The 18815-nt window shown below is 72.9% G+C and carries 15 protein-coding genes; 8 read left to right on the plus strand and 7 right to left on the minus strand.

Annotation, left to right across the window (positions count from 1 at the left end):
- Window positions 1-526 precede the first annotated feature (526 nt).
- The 5 genes from ACFRFC_RS22180 to ACFRFC_RS22200 all read left to right on the plus strand — a co-directional run bounded on the left by ACFRFC_RS22180 (window position 527) and on the right by ACFRFC_RS22200 (window position 6415).
- A complete protein-coding gene (locus ACFRFC_RS22180) occupies window positions 527-2143 on the plus strand; it encodes an FAD-dependent oxidoreductase (protein ID WP_382687935.1) in 1617 nt (538 codons plus the stop codon).
- Window positions 2144-2400: 257 nt separating this feature from the next.
- Window positions 2401-2853: a phospholipase gene (locus tag ACFRFC_RS22185; RefSeq protein WP_382687937.1), complete on the plus strand. Its 453-nt coding sequence runs from the start codon at window positions 2401-2403 to the stop codon at window positions 2851-2853.
- Between the two features lie 149 nt (window positions 2854-3002).
- Window positions 3003-3758 (plus strand): nucleoside phosphorylase, encoded by a 756-nt coding sequence (locus ACFRFC_RS22190; protein WP_382687939.1) that lies wholly within the window; start codon window positions 3003-3005, stop codon window positions 3756-3758.
- Between the two features lie 865 nt (window positions 3759-4623).
- Window positions 4624-5295: a FadR/GntR family transcriptional regulator gene (locus ACFRFC_RS22195; protein WP_382687941.1), complete on the plus strand. Its 672-nt coding sequence runs from the start codon at window positions 4624-4626 to the stop codon at window positions 5293-5295.
- Window positions 5296-5485: 190 nt separating this feature from the next.
- Window positions 5486-6415: a PAC2 family protein gene (locus ACFRFC_RS22200; protein ID WP_382687944.1), complete on the plus strand. Its 930-nt coding sequence runs from the start codon at window positions 5486-5488 to the stop codon at window positions 6413-6415.
- A 97-nt stretch (window positions 6416-6512) separates the two neighbouring features.
- Here the strand turns inward: ACFRFC_RS22200 and mshC are convergent, their stop codons facing one another.
- From mshC to ACFRFC_RS22220, 4 genes are all read right to left on the minus strand, one after another.
- Window positions 6513-7742: a cysteine--1-D-myo-inosityl 2-amino-2-deoxy-alpha-D-glucopyranoside ligase gene (gene mshC / locus ACFRFC_RS22205; protein ID WP_382691737.1), complete on the minus strand. Its 1230-nt coding sequence runs from the start codon at window positions 7740-7742 to the stop codon at window positions 6513-6515.
- Window positions 7743-7901: 159 nt separating this feature from the next.
- The gene (locus ACFRFC_RS22210) at window positions 7902-8672 is read right to left on the minus strand and encodes an SCO1664 family protein (RefSeq protein WP_382691840.1); all 771 of its coding nucleotides are present in this window, start codon (window positions 8670-8672) and stop codon (window positions 7902-7904) included.
- Window positions 8673-8860: 188 nt separating this feature from the next.
- Complete coding sequence (locus tag ACFRFC_RS22215) at window positions 8861-9451, minus strand: DUF3090 domain-containing protein (RefSeq protein ID WP_382691738.1); 591 nt, start codon at window positions 9449-9451, stop codon at window positions 8861-8863.
- A gap of 109 nt (window positions 9452-9560) precedes the next feature.
- Window positions 9561-10247, minus strand: coding sequence for a histidine phosphatase family protein (locus tag ACFRFC_RS22220; RefSeq protein ID WP_382691739.1), 687 nt, complete (start codon window positions 10245-10247; stop codon window positions 9561-9563).
- 62 nt (window positions 10248-10309) lie between these two features.
- Here ACFRFC_RS22220 and corA point away from each other — a divergent pair, with 62 nt between their 5' ends.
- Window positions 10310-11305 carry a magnesium/cobalt transporter CorA gene (corA, locus tag ACFRFC_RS22225; RefSeq protein WP_382691740.1) on the plus strand — a complete coding sequence of 332 codons (996 nt, stop codon included), beginning with the start codon at window positions 10310-10312 and terminating at the stop codon, window positions 11303-11305.
- Between the two features lie 146 nt (window positions 11306-11451).
- Here corA and ACFRFC_RS22230 read toward each other — a convergent pair whose 3' ends face one another.
- On the minus strand, window positions 11452-12240 hold the full coding sequence (locus ACFRFC_RS22230) for a ferritin-like domain-containing protein (RefSeq protein WP_382691741.1): 789 nt from the start codon (window positions 12238-12240) through the stop codon (window positions 11452-11454).
- Between the two features lie 236 nt (window positions 12241-12476).
- Window positions 12477-13532 carry an LLM class F420-dependent oxidoreductase gene (locus ACFRFC_RS22235; protein ID WP_382691742.1) on the minus strand — a complete coding sequence of 352 codons (1056 nt, stop codon included), beginning with the start codon at window positions 13530-13532 and terminating at the stop codon, window positions 12477-12479.
- A 1087-nt stretch (window positions 13533-14619) separates the two neighbouring features.
- Between ACFRFC_RS22235 and ACFRFC_RS22240 the strand changes: the two genes are divergently transcribed.
- Both ACFRFC_RS22240 and ACFRFC_RS22245 read left to right on the plus strand, forming a co-directional pair.
- The gene (locus ACFRFC_RS22240) at window positions 14620-15603 is read left to right on the plus strand and encodes an aldo/keto reductase (RefSeq protein WP_382691743.1); all 984 of its coding nucleotides are present in this window, start codon (window positions 14620-14622) and stop codon (window positions 15601-15603) included.
- A complete protein-coding gene (locus tag ACFRFC_RS22245; RefSeq protein ID WP_382691744.1) occupies window positions 15600-17852 on the plus strand; it encodes a helix-hairpin-helix domain-containing protein in 2253 nt (750 codons plus the stop codon). The genes ACFRFC_RS22240 and ACFRFC_RS22245 overlap by 4 nt, the downstream gene beginning before the upstream one ends.
- 199 nt (window positions 17853-18051) lie before the next feature.
- On the opposite strand, the gene ACFRFC_RS22250 is transcribed toward ACFRFC_RS22245, so the two are convergent.
- Window positions 18052-18804, minus strand: coding sequence for a hypothetical protein (locus ACFRFC_RS22250; RefSeq protein WP_382691745.1), 753 nt, complete (start codon window positions 18802-18804; stop codon window positions 18052-18054).
- Between the last annotated feature and the right edge of the window lie 11 nt (window positions 18805-18815).

An 18815-nucleotide genomic window follows, 5' to 3' on the forward strand; every position in this document is an offset into this window, starting at 1 on the left:
ACGGGTGGGAGCTGAGATACAGACGGGAGCTGATACGTACGGGAAGCGCCGACGAGGGTCGGTTTGGAGGCGGGCGGTGGCTGAGGCGGGCCGGTTGCGGCACATGGCTGATGACGGCTGACGCGGGTCGGGGCGATGGCTGACGCGGGTCGGCGGCGGGCGGGTCGGCACGAGCTGGCCGCGGTGGCTTGCAGATGCGTGAGGCGGCTGACGTGAAGCGATGGCTTCCGCCGGACGCCGCCGGACGCCGACGGACGATGGTCGCCGCCGACAGCTGACAGCCGCGCCGCCGAATGGAGGCCGACGAAGGCCAGTCGAAGGCCGACGGACGCCGAAGAAGGCCGACCGGCGCCGAAGAAGGCCGATGAAGGCTGATGGAAGCCACGCGACGCCACCCGACGCCACCCGACGCCACCCGACGCTGCCGGACGCCAACAGACGCCCGCACCCCCACCCCCGTCGGCACCCGCCGACCACGAGAACCGATGAGCCCCCCGCGGGCTCCGGTGAGGAGTGAGAACACCCCATGACCAGTCCGTCCACCCTCCGCTGCGTGCCCGCCCTGGGGACCCGCCCGGTCTCCGGCGTCCACCCGAGCCGCGCCGAGACCCGTGAGCGGCTCGACCGGGCGTCGTACGACCTGCTCGTCATCGGCGGCGGCATCCTGGGCATCTCCACCGCCTGGCATGCCGCGCAGTCCGGGCTCAGGGTGGCGCTGGTCGACGCCGGTGACTTCGCCGGTGCCACCTCCTCCGCCTCCTCCAAGCTGCTGCACGGCGGGCTGCGCTATCTCCAGAGCGGCGCGGTGAAGCTGGTCGCGGAGAACCACTTCGAGCGGCGCGCGGTCTCCCGCCAGGTGGCCCCGCACCTGGCGAACCCGCTCACCTTCTACCTCCCGGTGTACAAGGGCGGACCGCACGGCGCGGCGAAGCTCGGCGCGGGCGTCTTCGCGTACTCGGCGCTGTCCGGGTTCGGCGACGGAGTGGGGCATCTGCTCTCCCCCGCGAAGGCCGCGCAGGACGTGCCCGAGCTGCGCACCGAGAACCTCAGGGCCGTGGCCGTGTACGGCGACGACCAGATGAACGACGCCAGGATGGCGCTGATGACGGTCCGCGCGGCCGTCGAGGCGGGCGCAGTGGTGCTCAACCACGCCGAGGTCACCGGTCTGCGCTTCACCAGAGGCCGGGTGAGCGGCGCCGAACTGAAGGACCAACTCACGGGCGAGGAGTTCGGGGTGGACGCCCGGCTGGTGCTGAACGCGACCGGCCCGTGGGTGGACCGGCTGCGCCGGATGGAGCACCCGGGCGCGGCCCCGTCCGTCCGGCTGTCCAAGGGCGCCCATCTGGTGCTCAGGCGGACCTCACCCTGGCGGGCGGCGCTGGCCACCCCGATCGACAGGCACCGGATCACCTTCGCCCTCCCGTGGGAGGAGATGCTGCTGCTGGGCACCACGGACGAGGAGTTCGAGGGCGACCCGGCGGACGTCGCCGTCACCGAGCGGGACATCGCGCAGATCCTGGACGAGGCCGCGTTCTCGGTACGGGACCAGCAGCTCGACCGGGAGCTGATCACGTACTCCTACGCGGGGCTGCGGGTGCTGCCGGGCGGTCCCGGGGACACGGCGAAGGCGAAGCGGGAGACGGTGGTGACCGAGGGCCGGGGCGGGATGCTGTCCGTCGCGGGCGGCAAGTGGACGACCTTCCGGCACATCGGCCGCACGGTGATGCGCAAGCTGGAGTCGCTGCCGGGTCGTCCGCTCGGCGAGGACTTCGAGCCGGTCGCCACGCTGCCGAGGCAGCTGCCGCTGCCGGGCGTCGCCAATCCGCGCGCGGTCGCCCACCGGCTGCTGACCGACGGTCCGGCGCCGGGCCCGCGGATGGCGGCGGACACGGCCCGGCACCTGGCCACCCACTACGGTTCGCTGGCCTTCGACATCGCCCGCCTGGCCAACGACAACCCCGAACTGGCCCGCCGCGTCCACCCTGACGCCCCCGAGATCTGGGCGCAGGTGGTGTGGGCCCGCGACCACGAGTGGGCCGAGACGCCGGACGACGTACTGCGCCGCCGCACCACCCTGACGATCCGCGGCCTGGCGACGGACGAGGTCCGGACGCGGGTTCAGGACATGCTCGACGAGAACTAGAACCAACGGGCGTACGGGCGTACAGGCGTAGCCACGGCACACAAGGGCGGTTCCTTCACCGGAACCGCCCTTTCCGTATGCCCGCGCACCCGGGCGCACAGGGTGCCTCCTGTCCGTTCACCCGCTGATCGCCGGGCGCGCGGGAGAGTTCACGGCGCATTAGGGCACCGGCGGTGTAACGACGTTGATGAGACGTCAATCATCTTGTCATGAACCTGCGGCACGACGGACGGGCCGCAGCCTCATGGAGGTGTGCCTTGCACCGCAGACTCGCCACCGGTCTCGCCGCCTCGGCCCTGGCCGTGATCACCGTCGCCGCGACCGCCACCAGCGCCGCCGCCGCTCCCGCCGACAAGCCCCAGGTCCTGTCCAGCTGGACCCAGACCAGCGCGTCCAGCTACACCACGTGGGCCGCCGCCCGCGCCAACCAGAGCGCCTGGTCCGCCTACCAGTTCGACTGGTCCACGGACTACTGCTCCTCCTCCCCCGACAACCCCTTCGGCTTCCCCTTCGCCAACTCCTGTGCCCGCCACGACTTCGGCTACCGCAACTACAAGGCCGCGGGCACCTTCGACGCCAACAAGGCCCGCCTGGACAGCGCCTTCTACGAGGATCTCAAGCGCGTGTGCAACGGCTACAGCGGCGCCTCCAAGACCGCCTGCAACAGCACCGCCTGGACGTACTACCAAGCCGTCCGCGCCTTCGGCTGAGCGGCGCGGCGCCACCGGGTGCGGGTCCCGTCGGACGGGGTCCGCACCCGCTGCGCGCCGGGGTGTGAGCGCGGTGGGACAGGCGATTCGCATGTTCGTATGATCGGCGTCGCCGCCCGCTCGTCCCTCCGCCGCCTGGGAGTTGCCGTATGCCGCAGGATCGCCAGCCGCTCACCCGCATACCCCGCACCGGGCTGCCGGAGCATGCGGTCGTCGTGGGTGACCCGGGTCGGGCCGCGGACGTCGCCGCGCTGCTCGACGGCGCCGAGGAGGTGTCGTACCACCGTGAGTACCGGGTGTTCGCCGGGAGCTGGAAGGGTCTGCCGGTGGCCGTCGCCTCGCACGGGATCGGGGGGCCGGGCGCGATCCTGCTCTTCCAGGAGATGGCGGACGCGGGCGTGGGCACCTTTGTGCGGCTCGGTACGGCGGGGGCGATGCGGCCGGGCATCGGTGACGGCGAGCTGGTGATCGCGCAGGCCGCCGTGCGCGACGACGGGGTGACCGGGCAGTTGCTGCCGCCGGAGTACCCGGCCGTGGCCGCCCCCGAGGCGGTGCTGGCGCTGGAGCGGGCCGCGCGGGAGGCGGGGGCGGTGAGCCACCGGGGCATCGTGTGGACGCGGGCCGCGTTCCAGCCGGGACTGATCCCGCTGACGGCGTACGAGGGTGCCGGGCTCGCCGCGATCGAGATGGAACTGTCGGCGCTGCTGGTGACGGCGTCGCTGCGCGGGCTGGTCGCGGGCGGGGTGCTGGTGATCGACGGGGTCAACGCCGACGCACTCGCCGACGAACGGGCGACCGGCGCGTACGACCCGCACCGGGAGGTGGTCACGGCCGGCGTCGAACGGGGCGCGCTGGTATCGCTGGAGGCGCTACGACTGCTGGCGGAGGGGGCGGGGGGCTGGTGAGCGGGGTGGGGGTGGAGTGGGATGGGGGTGGAGGGGGTGCGGTAGCCGGATCGGCCGGCGCCCAGACCGGGCCGACGTCCGGCCCCGTCCCGACGCCTGGACCGGGCCGGCGTCCGGAATGGCCAGCCGTCCGGAACGGCCGGGCACCCAGATTGGCCGGGCATCCGGACTGGCGGGCATCCGGCTCGGCCCGGCGTCCGGATCACGCCGGAATCCGCCTCGTCCCGGTGCCCTGGTCGCCCCACGCCCGATCACGTCGCCGCCCGGTTCCGGCCCGGTCGGGAAGCGGGCCTGGCGGCGGGCCCGATGCGAAACCGGGCCGGTCCAGATCGGACCCACCCGGATCGGACCAATCCTGACCCGCCCGGTGCGATTCGAACCCGCCTAGATCGGACCCGCCGTCGCGGATGCCCCGGCACGCACCGGCCCCCTTCGGCACAAGTGCGCTCCAGCCCCCGGGTCCGTGTGGATCGGCCCGGCCAGGACCGAACCGGCCGAGTCGGAGTTCCACAGCAACCGCTGACCACCCCTCTCGCACGCCTCGCACTTGACGCACTCGTGCGAGGCGCCGCACACGTCGCACCGCGCAGATCGGCTCCCCTGAACCCGACCCGCCGTCACGAACCCCGGCACACACCTGGAGCCCCTCGACCCCGCCCCCATTCAGCCCGCGGCCCTCTGCGGATCGGACCCGCCAGGACCGAACCCGCACAGATCGGACCCCCTGAACCGAACCCAGCCATCGCCCCAGCCGTCGCAGACCCCCGCACCCACCCGACCCCCTCGACCCCGCTCCCGTTCAGCCCGCTGACCGAGCATAATGACGCTGAGACATCCGATGTCTGAGTGACCGGAAGGCGGGGCCATGGCTGTCACCGACGAGGCGATCGAGAAGATCAAGGGAATGATCGTCTCCGGTGCGCTGCGGCCCGGCGACCGGCTGCCCAAGGAGAGCGAACTCGCCGCCGAGCTGGGCCTGTCCCGCAACTCCCTGCGCGAGGCCGTGCGCGCGCTGTCGCTGATCCGGATCCTGGACGTGCGCCAGGGCGACGGCACGTACGTCACCAGCCTGGATCCGCAGCTGCTGCTGGAGGCGCTGAGCTTCGTCGTCGACTTCCACCGGGACGACACCGTCCTTGAGTTCCTCGCCGTGCGCCGCATCCTGGAGCCGGCCGCGACCGCGATCTCCGCCACCCGGATCGACGAGCGGCAGCTCGACGCGCTCACCGCGCAGTTGGACGCGCTGGGCGGCGCCCCCTCCGTGGAGGAACTGGTCGCCTCCGATCTGGAGTTCCACCGCGCGATCGTGCAGGCGTCGGGCAACTCCGTGCTGTGCTCGCTGCTCGACGGGCTGTCCGGGCCGACCACCCGGGCCCGGATCTGGCGCGGGCTGACCCAGGAGGACGCGGTCAGCCGCACCCTGCACGAGCACCGGGCGATCCTCGGCGCACTGCGCGACCGGGACGCGGAGGCGGCACGCGCGTGGGCGACCGTGCACATCGCGAGCGTGGAGCAGTGGCTGCGCTCCACGCTGTAGGTCCCGGGCGCTGTAGATCCCTGTGTGAATCCCTGTGCTCGGATGATTCGCAGAGCTGTTCGCGGGGTGTTCCGGGGTGGTGGGCGGGGCAGTGATCCGTTCATCCCCCGTGCCCGGGGGCTGCGGGCGCCCGCGCCGCACGCCGTAAGGTTGGGTGGTCAGGCGAGGGCATGTCGGAAGGAGGCGCTGGGTGATCGAGCTGGAGGGGGTTCCCGAGCTGATCGACCCAGTGATGGTGGCCGCGTTCGAGGGCTGGAACGATGCCGGCGACGCCGCTTCCACCGCGGTCGCGCATCTGGAGCGGGAATGGAAGGGCGAGGTGTTCGCGGCGCTGGACGCCGAGGATTACTACGACTTCCAGGTGAACCGCCCCACGGTGTGGATGGACGACGGCGTGCGCAAGATCACATGGCCGACGACCCGGTTGTCCGTGGTCCGGGTCGGTGGCGAGAAGCCGCGCGATCTGGTGCTGGTGCGCGGCATCGAGCCGTCCATGCGCTGGCGCTCGTTCTGCAACGAGCTGCTGGGCTTCGCCCATGAGCTGGGTGTGGAGCTGGTGGTGATCCTGGGCGCGCTGCTCGGCGACACCCCGCACACCCGCCCGGTCCCGATCAGCGGCACCACGTCCGACGCGGACCTGGCGCAGCGGATGGACCTGGAGGAGACCAAGTACGAGGGCCCGACCGGCATCGTCGGGGTGCTCCAGGAGGCGTGCACGCACGCGGGCGTACCGGCGGTGTCGCTGTGGGCGGCCGTGCCGCACTACGTCTCGCAGCCGCCGAACCCGAAGGCGACGCTGGCGCTGCTCAACCGCCTCGAAGACCTGATCGACGTCCGGATCCCGCTGGGCGAGCTGGCGGAGGACGCGCGGGCCTGGCAGGTCGGGGTGGACCAGCTGGCCGCCGAGGACAGCGAGGTCGCCGAGTATGTGCAGTCGCTGGAGGAGGCCCGGGACACCGCGGAGCTGCCGGAGGCGTCCGGTGAGGCCATCGCCCGCGAGTTCGAGCGCTATCTGCGGCGTCGGGACGGCGGCGCGGCCCCGCCGACGCCGGGCGAGCGGACCCGCCCGCCCAAGCCCCCGAAGTCGGCGACGGACGACGACGAGTCGTCGGAGGACTGAGCGGGGACGATGGACCGGGGCTCAGGGAGCACGGAGGAGGGAGGCGCACCCCGGGGTGCGCCTCCCTCCTGCGTTGACCGTCTGACCGTCCGCGTCTCTAGAGCGCCACGCCGAGCAGCGCGTCCACGGCCCGGGATACGACGCCGGGGGCGCCGATGTCCGTACCGCCCCGGTCCTGCTGGAGCGCGGCCCAGCGGTCCACGGCGGTGAGGGCGGCCGGGGCGTCGAGGTCGCGGGCGAGGGCGTCACGGATCTCGTCGACCACGGCGTCGGCCGGGGGGCCGTCGGGCCGGGAGACGGCCGCGCGCCAGCGCTCCAGGCGGGCCTCGGCGTCGGCGAGGACCTGGTCGGTCCACTCCCAGTCGGCGCGGTAGTGGTGGGCGAGCAGGGAGAGGCGGATGGCGGCGGGGTCGACTCCGTCGCGGCGCAGCTGGGAGACGAAGACCAGGTTGCCCTTGGACTTCGACATCTTCTCGCCGTTCAGGCCGACCATGCCGGCGTGGACGTACGCCTTGGCCATGGGGAACTCGCCGGTGAGCACCTGGGCGTGCGAGGCGCCCATCTCGTGGTGCGGGAAGGCGAGGTCGGAACCGCCGCCCTGGACGTCGAAGCCCATGCCGAGGTGGTCCAGGGCGATGGCGACGCACTCGATGTGCCAGCCGGGGCGCCCGCGGCCCAGGGAGCCGCCGTCCCAGCTGGGCTCGCCGTCGCGGGCCGCCAGCCACAGCATCGGGTCCAGAGGGTTCTTCTTGCCGGGGCGGTCCGGGTCGCCGCCGCGCTCGGCGGACAGCAGCCGCATGGCGGCGGCGTCCAGGTGGGAGACCTGCCCGAAGTGCGGGTCGGCCTCGACGGAGAAGTAGACATCGCCTTCGAGGTCGTAGGCGGCGCCCAGGTCACGCAGGCGCTCGACCAGCGGGACGATGCCGGGTATGGCCTCGACCGCCCCTATGTACTGCCGCGGGGGCAGCATCCGCAGGGCGGTCATGTCCTCGCGGAAGAGGGTGGTCTCCTGCTCGGCGAGGGCGGTCCAGTCGACGCCGTCGCGCTGCGCCCGCTCCAGCAGCGGGTCGTCGACATCGGTGACGTTCTGGACATAGTGGACCTGGCGCTTGGTGTCGAGCCACACGCGCTGCACGAGGTCGAACGCGTTGTAGGTCGCCGCGTGCCCCATGTGGGTCGCGTCGTACGGCGTGATGCCGCAGACGTAGATACGGGCGACGGGACCGGGGTCGAGGGAGACGAGGCCACCGGTCGCGGTGTCGTGGATCCTCAGGTCGCGGCCCTGACCAGGCAGGGCGGGGACCTCGGAAGCGGGCCAGGCATGCATGACTTGAGCCTAACCGGACGACAGTTACGTGTACGAACCGGACCGGGCCGGATGGCCGGTTAGGCGGTCTTGCGGAATCGGCACCCATATGCACCCGGGCATCGCGCCGGTGGGCTCCGCGCCCATGGGCTCCACGCCGGTGGCTCTACACCGGCGGCTCTATACCGGTGGCCAGGGGATGGCGGGCCAGTCGCCCGTCGGCTGGGGGTGGACCCCGGCGGTCAGGAGGGCGGTGATCCTGGCGCGGGTGGCGTCGAGTTCGGCGGGGGTGATCAGGGTGGCGAGGCGCTGCGCCAGGGGGGCGCCCGGTGCGAGGGCTTCCGTCAGGCGGGTGAGGGCGGTGGTGGCGTCGGGGAGGAGGGGTTCGCCCGCCCAGCCCCACAGGAGGGTGCGGAGTTTGGTCTCGGCGTTGAAGGTGACGCCGTGGTCGATGCCGTAGAGGTGGCCGTCGGCGGTGGGGAGCAGATGGCCGCCCTTGCGGTCGGCGTTGTTGATCACGGCGTCCAGGACGGCCAGGCGGCGCAGCTGCGGGTCGTCGGCGTGCACCAGGAGCGCGGTCCGGTCCTCGGCGACCTCGGCGAGGCCGATGGCCTTCCAGCCGGGCTCGGGTTCCTCGCCGTCCACCAGGGCGAGCAGGTCGGCGTCCGGGGTGGCCTCGATCCACAGCTGGACCATGCCCTCGCCGTAGGGTCCCTCGCGCAGCACGGTCGGCGGGATCAGGTCCCAGCCGGTGGCCGCGCCGACCTCGTAGGCGGCCACCTCGCGCTGGGCGAGGGTGCCGTCGGGGAAGTCCCACAGCGGGCGCTCCCCGGCGACCGGCTTGTAGACGCAGGCGGCCTCGCGGCCCTGGTGGGTGATCGTGCAGTACAGGGCCGCGTTGGAGGCGTCGCGGATCCGGCCGCGTACGGTCAGCTCACCCTCGGTGAGCAGATCGACGGGCCGCTGCGGGGGCGAGCCGGCGGGCGGACCGGCGGGATGGCCGTCGGTCTGCTCGGCGGGATGGCCGGCGGTCTGCTCGGCAGGACGGCCATCAGACCGCTCGACGGGGTGGCCGTCAGGCCGCTCAGCGGGGAGGCCGTCAGGCCGCCCGGCGGGCGATGGGGGCGGTGCCTCGGAGGTCACGCTCCGCGGCGGTATCCGTTCTGGCGCGGACATACGTGTCCTTCCGGGTCGAGCGGCAGGCTGCACAGCGGGCACGGCGGCCGGCCGGCGTTGACGACGTCCAGCGCGCGTTTGGCGAAGGCGCGGGCCTGGACGCCGGAGAGCCGGACCCGCAGCATCGGGGGCCCGTTCTCCTCGTCCTGGAGGAGGCGCTCCTCGGCCTCGGCGAGATCCTCGTCGGAGTCGGCGTCCAGTTCCACCAGCGCCTGCGCCTCGACGATCATGCGCTGTTCCTCGCCGTCCCAGGCGAGGGCCATGGTGCCGACCCGGAACTCCTCCTCGACGGGGGTGTCCAGGGGGCCGGTGTCGGCGATCTCCGTGGGTGCCACGGCCGGGACGGCCGCGCTGCCGCCGCTGCGCCGTACGACCTCGTCCAGCAGTTCGTCCATGCGTTCGGCGAGGGCGGCGACCTGGGTCTTCTCCAGGGCCACGCTGGTCACGCGGGGGCCGGCGGTGGCCTGGAGGAAGAACGTACGGCGTCCGGGCAGTCCGACCGTACCGGCCACGAAGCGGTCCGGGGGGTCGTAGAGGAACACCTGACGGGACACGTCCAGCTCCATAGCAGTCGAGAAGGGAATCGGCGGTGGTGGGGGATCGCGGGCGACGCTGCTCGGTTTCGCGGCTCCTGCAACCGCTCAACCCTACTGCGGCCGTCGATCACGGTGCGCCCGCACCACCACCGACCGGGGCCTCCCCCTCCGGGGGTGCCTCGCGCGGCACCAGGGAGGCGAAATCGCCGGTGTCGCCGAGCCGGAGCAGGAAGGGCCGCAGCCGGGTGTACCGGATCACGGTGATCGAACAGGGCTCGACGGAGATCCGCTGGAACAGGTCGAGATGGAGTCCGAGCGCGTCGGCGACCAGCGCCTTGATGATGTCGCCGTGCGAGCACATGAGGTAGACGGCGTCGGCGCCGTGATCGCGCTCCACGCGCGCGTTCCACTCGCGTACGGCCTCGGCGGCGCGGTGCGCCATGGCGCGCATGGACTCACCGCCGGGGAACGCGGCGGCCGACGGATGGGACTGGACGATGTCCATCAGCGGCTCGCCGGTCAGCTCGCCGAGCTTGCGGCCGGACCAGTCGCCGTAGTGGGCCTCGCCGATCCGCTCGTCCTCGTGGACGGTCAGTGCGGGGCGGGCTTCCAGGAGCGGCTGGACGGTCTCCCGGCAGCGCGTGAGGGGGCTGGTGACGACTTCGGCCAGCGGCAGCGCGGCGAGCCGTGAGGGCACGGTGGCGGCCTGTTCCCGGCCGCGCTCGTCGAGTACGACACCGGGCGTCCAGCCGGCGAGCAGACCCGCGGTGTTGGCGGTGGAGCGTCCGTGCCTCAGAAGGATCAGCGTGGGCATGCCGACCAGGGTAGGCGTACCACCGGGTGCGGCGGCGGGTCGCCGGCGGGAGAATGCGCAGGGTGATCGTGGACTGCGCCATCTACCGCGACGGGCGGCGCACGGAGGCGCCCGAGGACTTCTCGGCGGCGCTCGCCGAGGCGCGCGCGGGCGGCGGTTTTGTGTGGATCGGTCTGCATGAGCCCACGCCGGGCGAGTTCGACCTGGTCACGGAGGAGTTCGGGCTGCATCCGCTGGCCGTGGAGGACGCACTGAAGGCGCATCAGCGGCCCAAGCTGGAGGTGTTCGACGACTCGCTGTTCGTGGTACTGAAGCCGGTGCTGTACGAGCCGGAGGGCGACACCGTCACCAGCGGCGAGGTGATGATCTTCATCGGGGAGGGCTTCGTGGTGACCGTGCGTCACGGCGAGGGCGCTCCGCTGACGGCGGTACGGCATCGGCTTGAGCACGATCCGCAGCTGCTCGGCAAGGGGCCCACGGCGGTCGTGTACGCCATCTCGGACGCCGTGGTCGACCACTATCTGGAGGTCGCGGGCGAGTTGCAGACCGACCTGGAGGAGCTGGAGGCGGAGGTCTTCTCGCCGGAGGGCGGCGGCTCGCGGACCGCGGCGCTGCGGATCTACTCCTTCAAGCGGCAGGTCCTGGAGTTCCGCCGGGCGTCCGTGCCGCTGACGCTGCCGCTGACCCGGCTCGCGGGGCTCGGCCCGTTCGGCGGCGGGGTGCCGTTCGTGAACCACAAGGCGCGGCCGTACTTCCGCGATGTCAATGATCATCTCGCGCGCGTGAACGAGGCCGTGGAGAGCCTGGACCGGCTGGTGTCGGACATCCTGTCGGCGCAGCTGGCGCAGATGAGCGTGCGGCAGAACGACGACATGCGCAAGATCTCCGCCTGGGCGGCCATGGCGGCGGTGCCGACGCTGATCGCGGGCATCTACGGCATGAACTTCGACCACATGCCCGAGCTGCACTGGATCTGGTCGTATCCGGCGGTGATCGCGCTGATGGGGGTGCTGGTGACGGCGCTGTACCGGGGGTTCAAGCGGCGGGGCTGGATGTAGCGGGTGCGGGAGGGGTGGCGGGTGCGGTGGTCGGTCGACGCGCGCGTGTGCCGCGCCCCACGCACGGCACGCGCGCGTGGGGCGTTTTCTGCGTCCTGGCGGGACGTTTTCCGCGTCCTATGGCGGCGATTTTCGTGGAGCCGGGCTCAGGCGAACTCGGGTGCCGCGCCGGCCGGTCCGCCGAGGGCGTCCCGGCGTTGCGGCATCTTCAGCGACACCATGCGCCGCCAGCCGCCCAGACGCTCGTACGCGTAGACGGCGTGGATGCCGAGGGCCAGGGCGGCCGACTTGGGCCGGGACCAGCCCAGGACGTGCCCCATCTGGGCCATGACGGCGAGGCTGACGTCCCGGTAGATCCGGATCTCGGCGAGGGCGCAGGTGCGCAGGGTGCGGTGGATGGCCCGGCCGTGCCCGGCCCGCGCGTAGCGCAGCAGTTCCTCGTGGCAGTAGGCGAGGTGGTTGTCCTCGTCGCTGGAGATCATTTTCACCGCGCGGCCGATGTCGGGGTGATCGCCGAAGTGCCTGAGCAGCATCTCCATCTGCTCCGAGGCACGCTGCTCGGTGACCCGGCTGTGGGCGAGGTAGGTGATGACGTCCTGGAGGGTGAGGGCCTGGTCGCTCTTGAGCTTCTCGTGGGCGAGACCGATGCCGTTCTTCTCCAGGAGCATGGTGTAGTCGGTCGCGGACGGTACGTCGACGGGTTCGAGGCCGCGCTTCTTCATCAGGGCGTTGAAGATCCGCCCGTGCTTGTCCTCGTCGGCGCCGTGCCGGGTGATCTTGGGGGCGAGATCGCGCTCACCTGCGGGCACGAGCGCGGCGATGCGGGCGTTCTCCCAGCCGCCCTGCGACTCACCGCTGGCGGCGATGGAGCAGAACAGCCGGAAGGACTCGTCGTTGTCGAGGATCTCCTGGAACAGACTCTTGGCCGAAAGCATCTGAGGCACCCTCTCTGGAGGAACTCCGCAAAGAACGAGTCAAATGCCCGCGCGGAGGTGCTGCAACAGTTGTGTCGGACAACTCCGCCAAAAGAAGGACTCGGGGATTGCGCCGGAGGCGTAACCGCGCGCACTCCGGCGCGTTGTTCCCGTGACGGCCGTGGCGGGGAAGACCCCCGAGCCCCCACCACGGCCGCAGAAACCTCCCCCTCCTTGCCCCTCCGGGTGACGCCGTGTCACGCGAGCCCGGCGCGCTCCAGGGCCTCGGTGCCGGCGCGCAGCGCGGCGAGCCGCTCGTCCAGGGTGAATCCGGCGGGGGCCAGCGTGAGGGTGGTGACACCGGCCGCCGCGTACGCCTTCATCCGGTCGGCGATGCGGTCCACGGAGCCGAGCAGGGTGGTGGAGTCGATGAGGTCATGCGGTACGGCGGCTGCGGCGCCCTGCTTGTCGCCCCCGAGGTACTTCTCCTGGATCTCGGCGGCGGCCTGCTCGTAGCCCATGCGCTGGGCGAGCTGGTTGTAGAAGTTCTGCTTGCGGCTGCCCATGCCGCCGACGTAGAGGGCGGTGTAGGGGCGGAAGGTGTCGGCGAGGGTGGTGATGTCCTTGTCGTCGCCGAGGGCGAGGGGGACGGTGGGGCAGACGTCGAAGCCGTCCAGTGTCCGGCCGGCCTTCTCGCGTCCCGCGCGGAGGTAGTTCAGCGCGGTGTCCTCCAGGTGGTCGGGCGCGGCGAAGATCAGCAGGGCGCCCTCGGCGATCTCGCCGGTCTGTTCCAGGTTCTTCGGGCCGATCGCGGCGATGTACAGCGGGATGTGCTCGCGCTGGGGGTGCACGGTCAGCTTGATCGGTTTGCCGGGGCCGCCCGGCAGCGGCAGCGTCCAGTGCTCGCCCTCGTAGGAGAGGCGCTCACGGGTCATCGCCCTGCGGACGACCTCGACGTACTCGCGGGTGCGGGACAGCGGTTTGTCGAACTTGACGCCGTACCAGCCCTCGGACACCTGGGGCCCGGAGACGCCGAGCCCGAGCCGGAAACGGCCACCGGAGAGGGAGTCGAGGGTGGCGGCCGTCATCGCCGTCATCGCGGGCTGGCGGGCCGGGATCTGGAAGATGGCCGAGCCGACGTCGATCCGCTCCGTCTGCGCCGCCACCCAGGTGAGCACGGTGGCCGCGTCCGAGCCGTACGCCTCGGCGGCCCAGCACACCGCGTAGCCCAGCCGGTCGGCCTCCTTGGCGACCGCCAGATTGTCCGCGTCCATCCCGGCACCCCAGTATCCGAGGTTGATCCCGAGCTGCATGGCCGATCCCCTTACCCATCAGTAACGTCCCTGTGTCCGCAGACCCTAGCGCGGGGCGGACCGGGGGGCGAGACGGCTGTGACGAGGGTCGCGGTGGGGGGATGGGGGTGGAGGTGACCGGTGGGCGAGTGGGGTGGGGGTTTCGGGGGGGGCGGGGCCCTGTTGTGGAGGCCGGTTGGGGGGGTGGGGTGAGGAGCAGGCGGGGGGGAAGTGGGCGCGGGTTCAGCGGGGCCGACGGGACCTTTCCCCGGCGGGGCGGCAGCGACGGGCGTTCCGGGGCGCGGGCGAACTGGGTGGACGGGACTTTCGGCGGGGAGCGGCGAACGTAGGCACGGGTCGGAAGCAGAACCTCAAGCCAGGAGCGTGCCGGGCACGTTCGGCAGACACCGGGTGGGAGAGGGGGCACGGGCCGGCTGCTCGCCGCCGGCATCCGGCATCCGGCATCCGGCATCCGGCATCCGGCATCCGGCATCCGGCATCCGGCGGTCAACGTCCGACGTCCGGCGCTCGATGTCCGGCGTCCGGCGCTCGATGTCCGGCGCTCGGCGTCCGGCGCTCGGCGCTCGGCGTCTCAACGGAGACCCGCCCGACGAGGACCGCCTCGACGGAGACCGGCTCGGCTACCGGTGAGCGGGCGCGGTGTTACGCACCGCACCGCACCACACCGCGCGCCGCACCGCCACATCCGGACCGGCAGTCACGGCGAGGAGCCGCCCGACCAGATACGCCCCGACCCAACCGGCGTCTGACAGCGGACGCACATCGCAGCCCCCGCCACCCCAGCCCGCCCCCAGACGCCACAGCCAAACCGAAACAGCACGCACCGGAGCCGGTACCGACCGGCCGCGCACACCCCCCAACACCCTCAACGCGCGGCAGCGCACCGGCACCGCACCCCCGACGCGGTGGGCGGTGGCCGGGCCCCGCCCTCGGGGCCGCCCTGCCGCCCGGGGCCGGGGCCGCCCGGTTCGGGGTGTGCGGGCCTGTGGCCATGGGCTTCGCCGGTCCCCGGTGAGGTGGCGGTCGGGGAGGCCGGTTGTGCGCTGGCCACCCACGGGGCCAGTTCTGGCCAGTACTCTCGGCGTTCATGGAGCAGAGGCATCTCGGCCGCACCGGCCTGCGCGTGTCCCGCATCGGTCTCGGCACCCTCACCTGGGGCAGAGACATCGACGAGCACGACGCGGCGGACCTCTTGAAGACATTCTGGGAGGCGGGCGGGAACCTGATCGACACGGCGGACGTGTACGGCGACGGGGAGGCCGAGTATCTGCTCGGGCGGCTCATAGACGGCTTCGTGCCGCGCCGCGATGTGGTCATCTCCACGAAGGCGGGCAGCGTGCCCGACCCGGACCGCCGCTTCAACGGCTCGCGCGGCCATCTGCTCGCCGCGCTGGACGCCTCCCTCGCCCGGCTCGGCACGGACTACGTCGACCTCTGGCACATCCACGCCTTCGACCCCGACACCCCGCTGGAGGAGTCCCTCCAGGCCCTCGACCTCGCGGTGGCCAGCGGTCGCGCCCGCTACGCCGGGGTCTCCAACTTCTGCGGCTGGCAGCTCGCCAAGGCCGCCACCTGGCAGCTCGCCGCCTCCGGCACCCGTACCCGGCTGTGCAGTACGCAGATGGAGTACTCGCTCCTCCAGCGCGGCGTCGAACGCGAGGTCCTGCCCGCCGCGCTCGACCTGGGCATCGGGCTGCTGCCCTCCTCGCCGCTGGGGCGCGGCGTGCTCACCGGCAAGTACCGCGAGGGGCTGCCCATGGACTCGCGGGGCGCCTCGGAGCACCTGGCCCCGTTCGTCGAGCCGTACCTGGACGACACGGCGAGCCGGATCGTCGAGGCGGTGATCACGGCCGCCGACGGGCTCGCGGTGACCCCGCTCCAGGTCGCCCTCGCCTGGATCCGGGACCGGCCCGGAGTGACCGCGCCCATCGTCGGCACGCGCAACGCGCAGCAGCTCAGCGCCGCGTTGTCAGTGGAGGCGCTTAGTCTTCCTGACGAGATCTGCCGGGCGCTCGACGATGTGTCGGCGCCCGTGCACCGCTATCCCGATCACGACTGGAGCACGCTGTGAGCACGGAGCCGGAGAGCACGGAGGAGAACACGGCCGAGGGCCCTCCGGACACACCGGACGCGACCGAGGTGACCGAGGCGACCAACGTGGCCGACGCGGGTGACGGGGCAGGACCGCCCGACGGCGTGCCCTCGGGTGACTCCGCGACCCCCGACGCCGCCGCCCAGCTCACCGAGGCCGAGGCCGAACTGGCCGCGCAGCGTCTGGAGCGGGAGCGGATCGAGCGGCGCAGGGCGGAGAAGGCGGCGCCCATCGCCAGCGGTGCCAAGCTGAACGGCAAGGCGGCCGATCTGCTCGCGGCGGTACGGGCGGTGGAGAGCGGCGAGAAGCCCGCCACGACCGTGTTCGCAGAGCCCGAGCCACCGGCAACGCCGGCATCCGCACCGCGCCCCGCCCCCAACCTCCCCCCCACCCCCACCCCCTCCCCCGAGCCGGGCAGGCGTCCGGCACCAGCGGTCGCCGAGACGCCCGCGGGCCCCACCGCCGACGCCGTGGCCGCCGTACGGCAGGTGCTGGCCGGTGGTGGTGCCCCCGAGGCGCTCGCCCCGCAGATCGCCGAGGCCCTCGGCGCGGACGCGCCCGACCTGCTGCGCGAGGACCCCTGGCGGCTGCTGGGCGTCGCCGGGGTGCGGCCCGAGCAGGCGGACGGCTTCGCGCGGGCACTGCTGGGCGCGGAGTGCCGCCCTGACGACGAGCGGCGGGGCCGCGCGGTCACCTGCTGGCTGCTGGAACAGGCGGCGCTCGCCGGACACACCGCCCTCGACCTGCCCGCCCTGCTCACCGCCCTGGGACAGCGCGGGGTGCCCGCCCCGGACGAGGCCGTGGAGAACACCCTCACCGAGGGCGAGGCACTGGTCTTCCACGATCCCCTGGACGGGCAGCCCGGCACCCCGGGGCAGGACGAAGCAGAGGAAACAGAAGGCACAGAGGGCACAGAAGGCACAGAAGGCGCTGAGGAGGCCGAGCGGCCCGTCCGCGTGCTGGTCGGGCTTGAGCGGTACGCGCTCGCCGAGGAGAGCCTCGCCGACGGGCTGGCCCGGCTGATCACCTCCGTACCGAAGCAGGACGGTTCGGCCGAGGACTGGGAGCGGGCGGCGGGCGGGGCCGAGGGGGCCGCCGCCGAGCTGATCGGCGCGGTCGCGGGGCACGGTCTGGTGCTGCACACCGGCGCCGAGGCGTCCCTCGCCGAACCGGCCGCGCTGCTGGACGCGGCGCACGCGCTCGGGCTGCGCGCCTGGGCGGCGACCCACTCGCCGGTGGGCCGGGAGCGGTTCGCGGCCCGGGTCGAGGGGCCCGGGACGGCCACCGTCGCCGGTCTGCTGTCGGGCGTCCAGGGTCCCGGCCGGGATCCGGAGGGCGCCCTCGACCTGGATCTGCTCGTCGTCCTCGACGCGCCTCAGCTGGACGTGGAGAGCGCCGCGCTGCTCACCGAGTCGCTGCCGGACGGCGCCCGCCTGGTGCTGGCCGGTGACCCCGCGGTGCTCTGGTCGGCGGGGCCCGGCCGGGTCTTCGCCGATCTGCTGGCGGCCCGGTACTGCCCGCAGATCGCCTCCCGCCGCCCGGACCCGGGCCCCCTGGGCGAGCTGGTCTCGGGCATCGGCATCGGCGAACTGGCCCAGGTCGACGCGCCCGGCAAGGAGATCGTCATCGTGCCGGTGCGGGACGCGGGCGAGGCCGTGCACCGGGCGGTCCAGCTGGTCGCGGACTCCGTGCCCCGCGCGATCGGCGTGCCCGCCGAGGAGACGGTCGTGATCACCCCGGGCCATGGCGGCGCCGCGGGCACCCGCGCGCTCAACGCGGCCCTCAAGGAACGGCTCAATCCGGGCCCCGGCCGCTTCGGCGGCTTCGACCCCGGTGACCGGATCGTGCACTCCCCGGCGCCGGGCCGCGGCGTGCCGGGCACGGTGGAGACGGCGGACGCCGACGGGCTGCACCTGTCGTGCGCGGGCGAGCGGGTCGTCGTACCGAAGGACCGGGTGGCGCAGTCCGTGCGGCACGGGTGGGCGCTGACCGCGCACCAGGCGGTGGGGGCGCGCTGGCCGGCCGTGGTCGCGGTCCTGCCCGGCGATGCCGCGCAGGCCCTCAGCCGTCCCTGGGTGTACACGGCGTTCGGCCGCGCGGACCGTCATCTGTCGGTGGTGCACGGTGTGGAACAGACGCTGTCCCGGGCCGTGGCCGACGTCCCCGCCAAGCCCCGCACGACCCGTCTGCCGGCGCTCCTGCGCCCCCAGCTCCCGCCCTCCGGCTGACCACCGGCCCGCACCCAACGGTGACGGCGGCGACCGGGAGACTCCGCTCTCCCGACCGCCGCCGGTCACCACCGCTCAGCACCACTCCGCACTGCCGTCGAGATCAGCCCGATGCCACGAGCCACGACACGCACCGCTCCCCCGTGCCCACCGCGTCAAGGGCGTGGGGTGGTGCCGCGCAAGTGACGGACAAGAGGCCCTAGCGGTGATCCGCGTCCAGCGGCTCCAGGTCCTCGTCGTCGTCCAGCTCGTCCAGCTCCACCTCGTCGACCTCATCGACGTCATCGATCTCGCCGACGTCATCGGCATCGTCGGCGTCCTCCGGGTCCTCGCCGTCGTCCTCCTCCTCGTCGAAGACCGAACTGACGTCGAAGCGGCACACCACCCGCTGCGGATCGACCTGGTCGAACGGGGCGTCCAGCCACTCGCCGGGGTCGGCCGACTCGTCCGCCGCCGTCACCCACAGCGTGGAATCGCCCTCCTCCAGGCCGAACTCCTTGTGCCGCGAGGCGATCTCGTCCGGCTCGTACTCCCCGAACAGCACCCCGAGCGCCCCGTGCAGGGTGCCCGCCGTCCGGTCGCCGACCGCGCCGTCCTCCTGGTCCACCGCCTCGATCCGCTGGGCCTGCGCCAGCAGCCGCTGCGGCTCCGCGACCGCGTAGTCACGGCGGATCAGCACACTCAGCGCGTTCGGCTCCTCGGGACCGGTGTACGGCGGCAGCGCGTCCTCCGCGCCGGGGATCTCGAAGGGCGTGACCTCGTCGTAGCGGTCGTAGAGCAGCTCGTCGTACGCCTCGGCCGCCGCGGCGAGCTGGTTGAACGCCTCGTACACGGCCTGGTCGTCCTCCTCGGACCGGCGTTCGACCGCGGCCAGGTGGCGGTCGAGCGCGGTCTTGACCGCCTCGGCGGCGGCACGTACCTCGGCAGCGGTGGGCTGCGCAGCATCAGACATAGTGCAGACGC

Source organism: Streptomyces sp. NPDC056734, assembly GCF_042790455.1.
GTDB lineage: Bacteria > Actinomycetota > Actinomycetes > Streptomycetales > Streptomycetaceae > Streptomyces.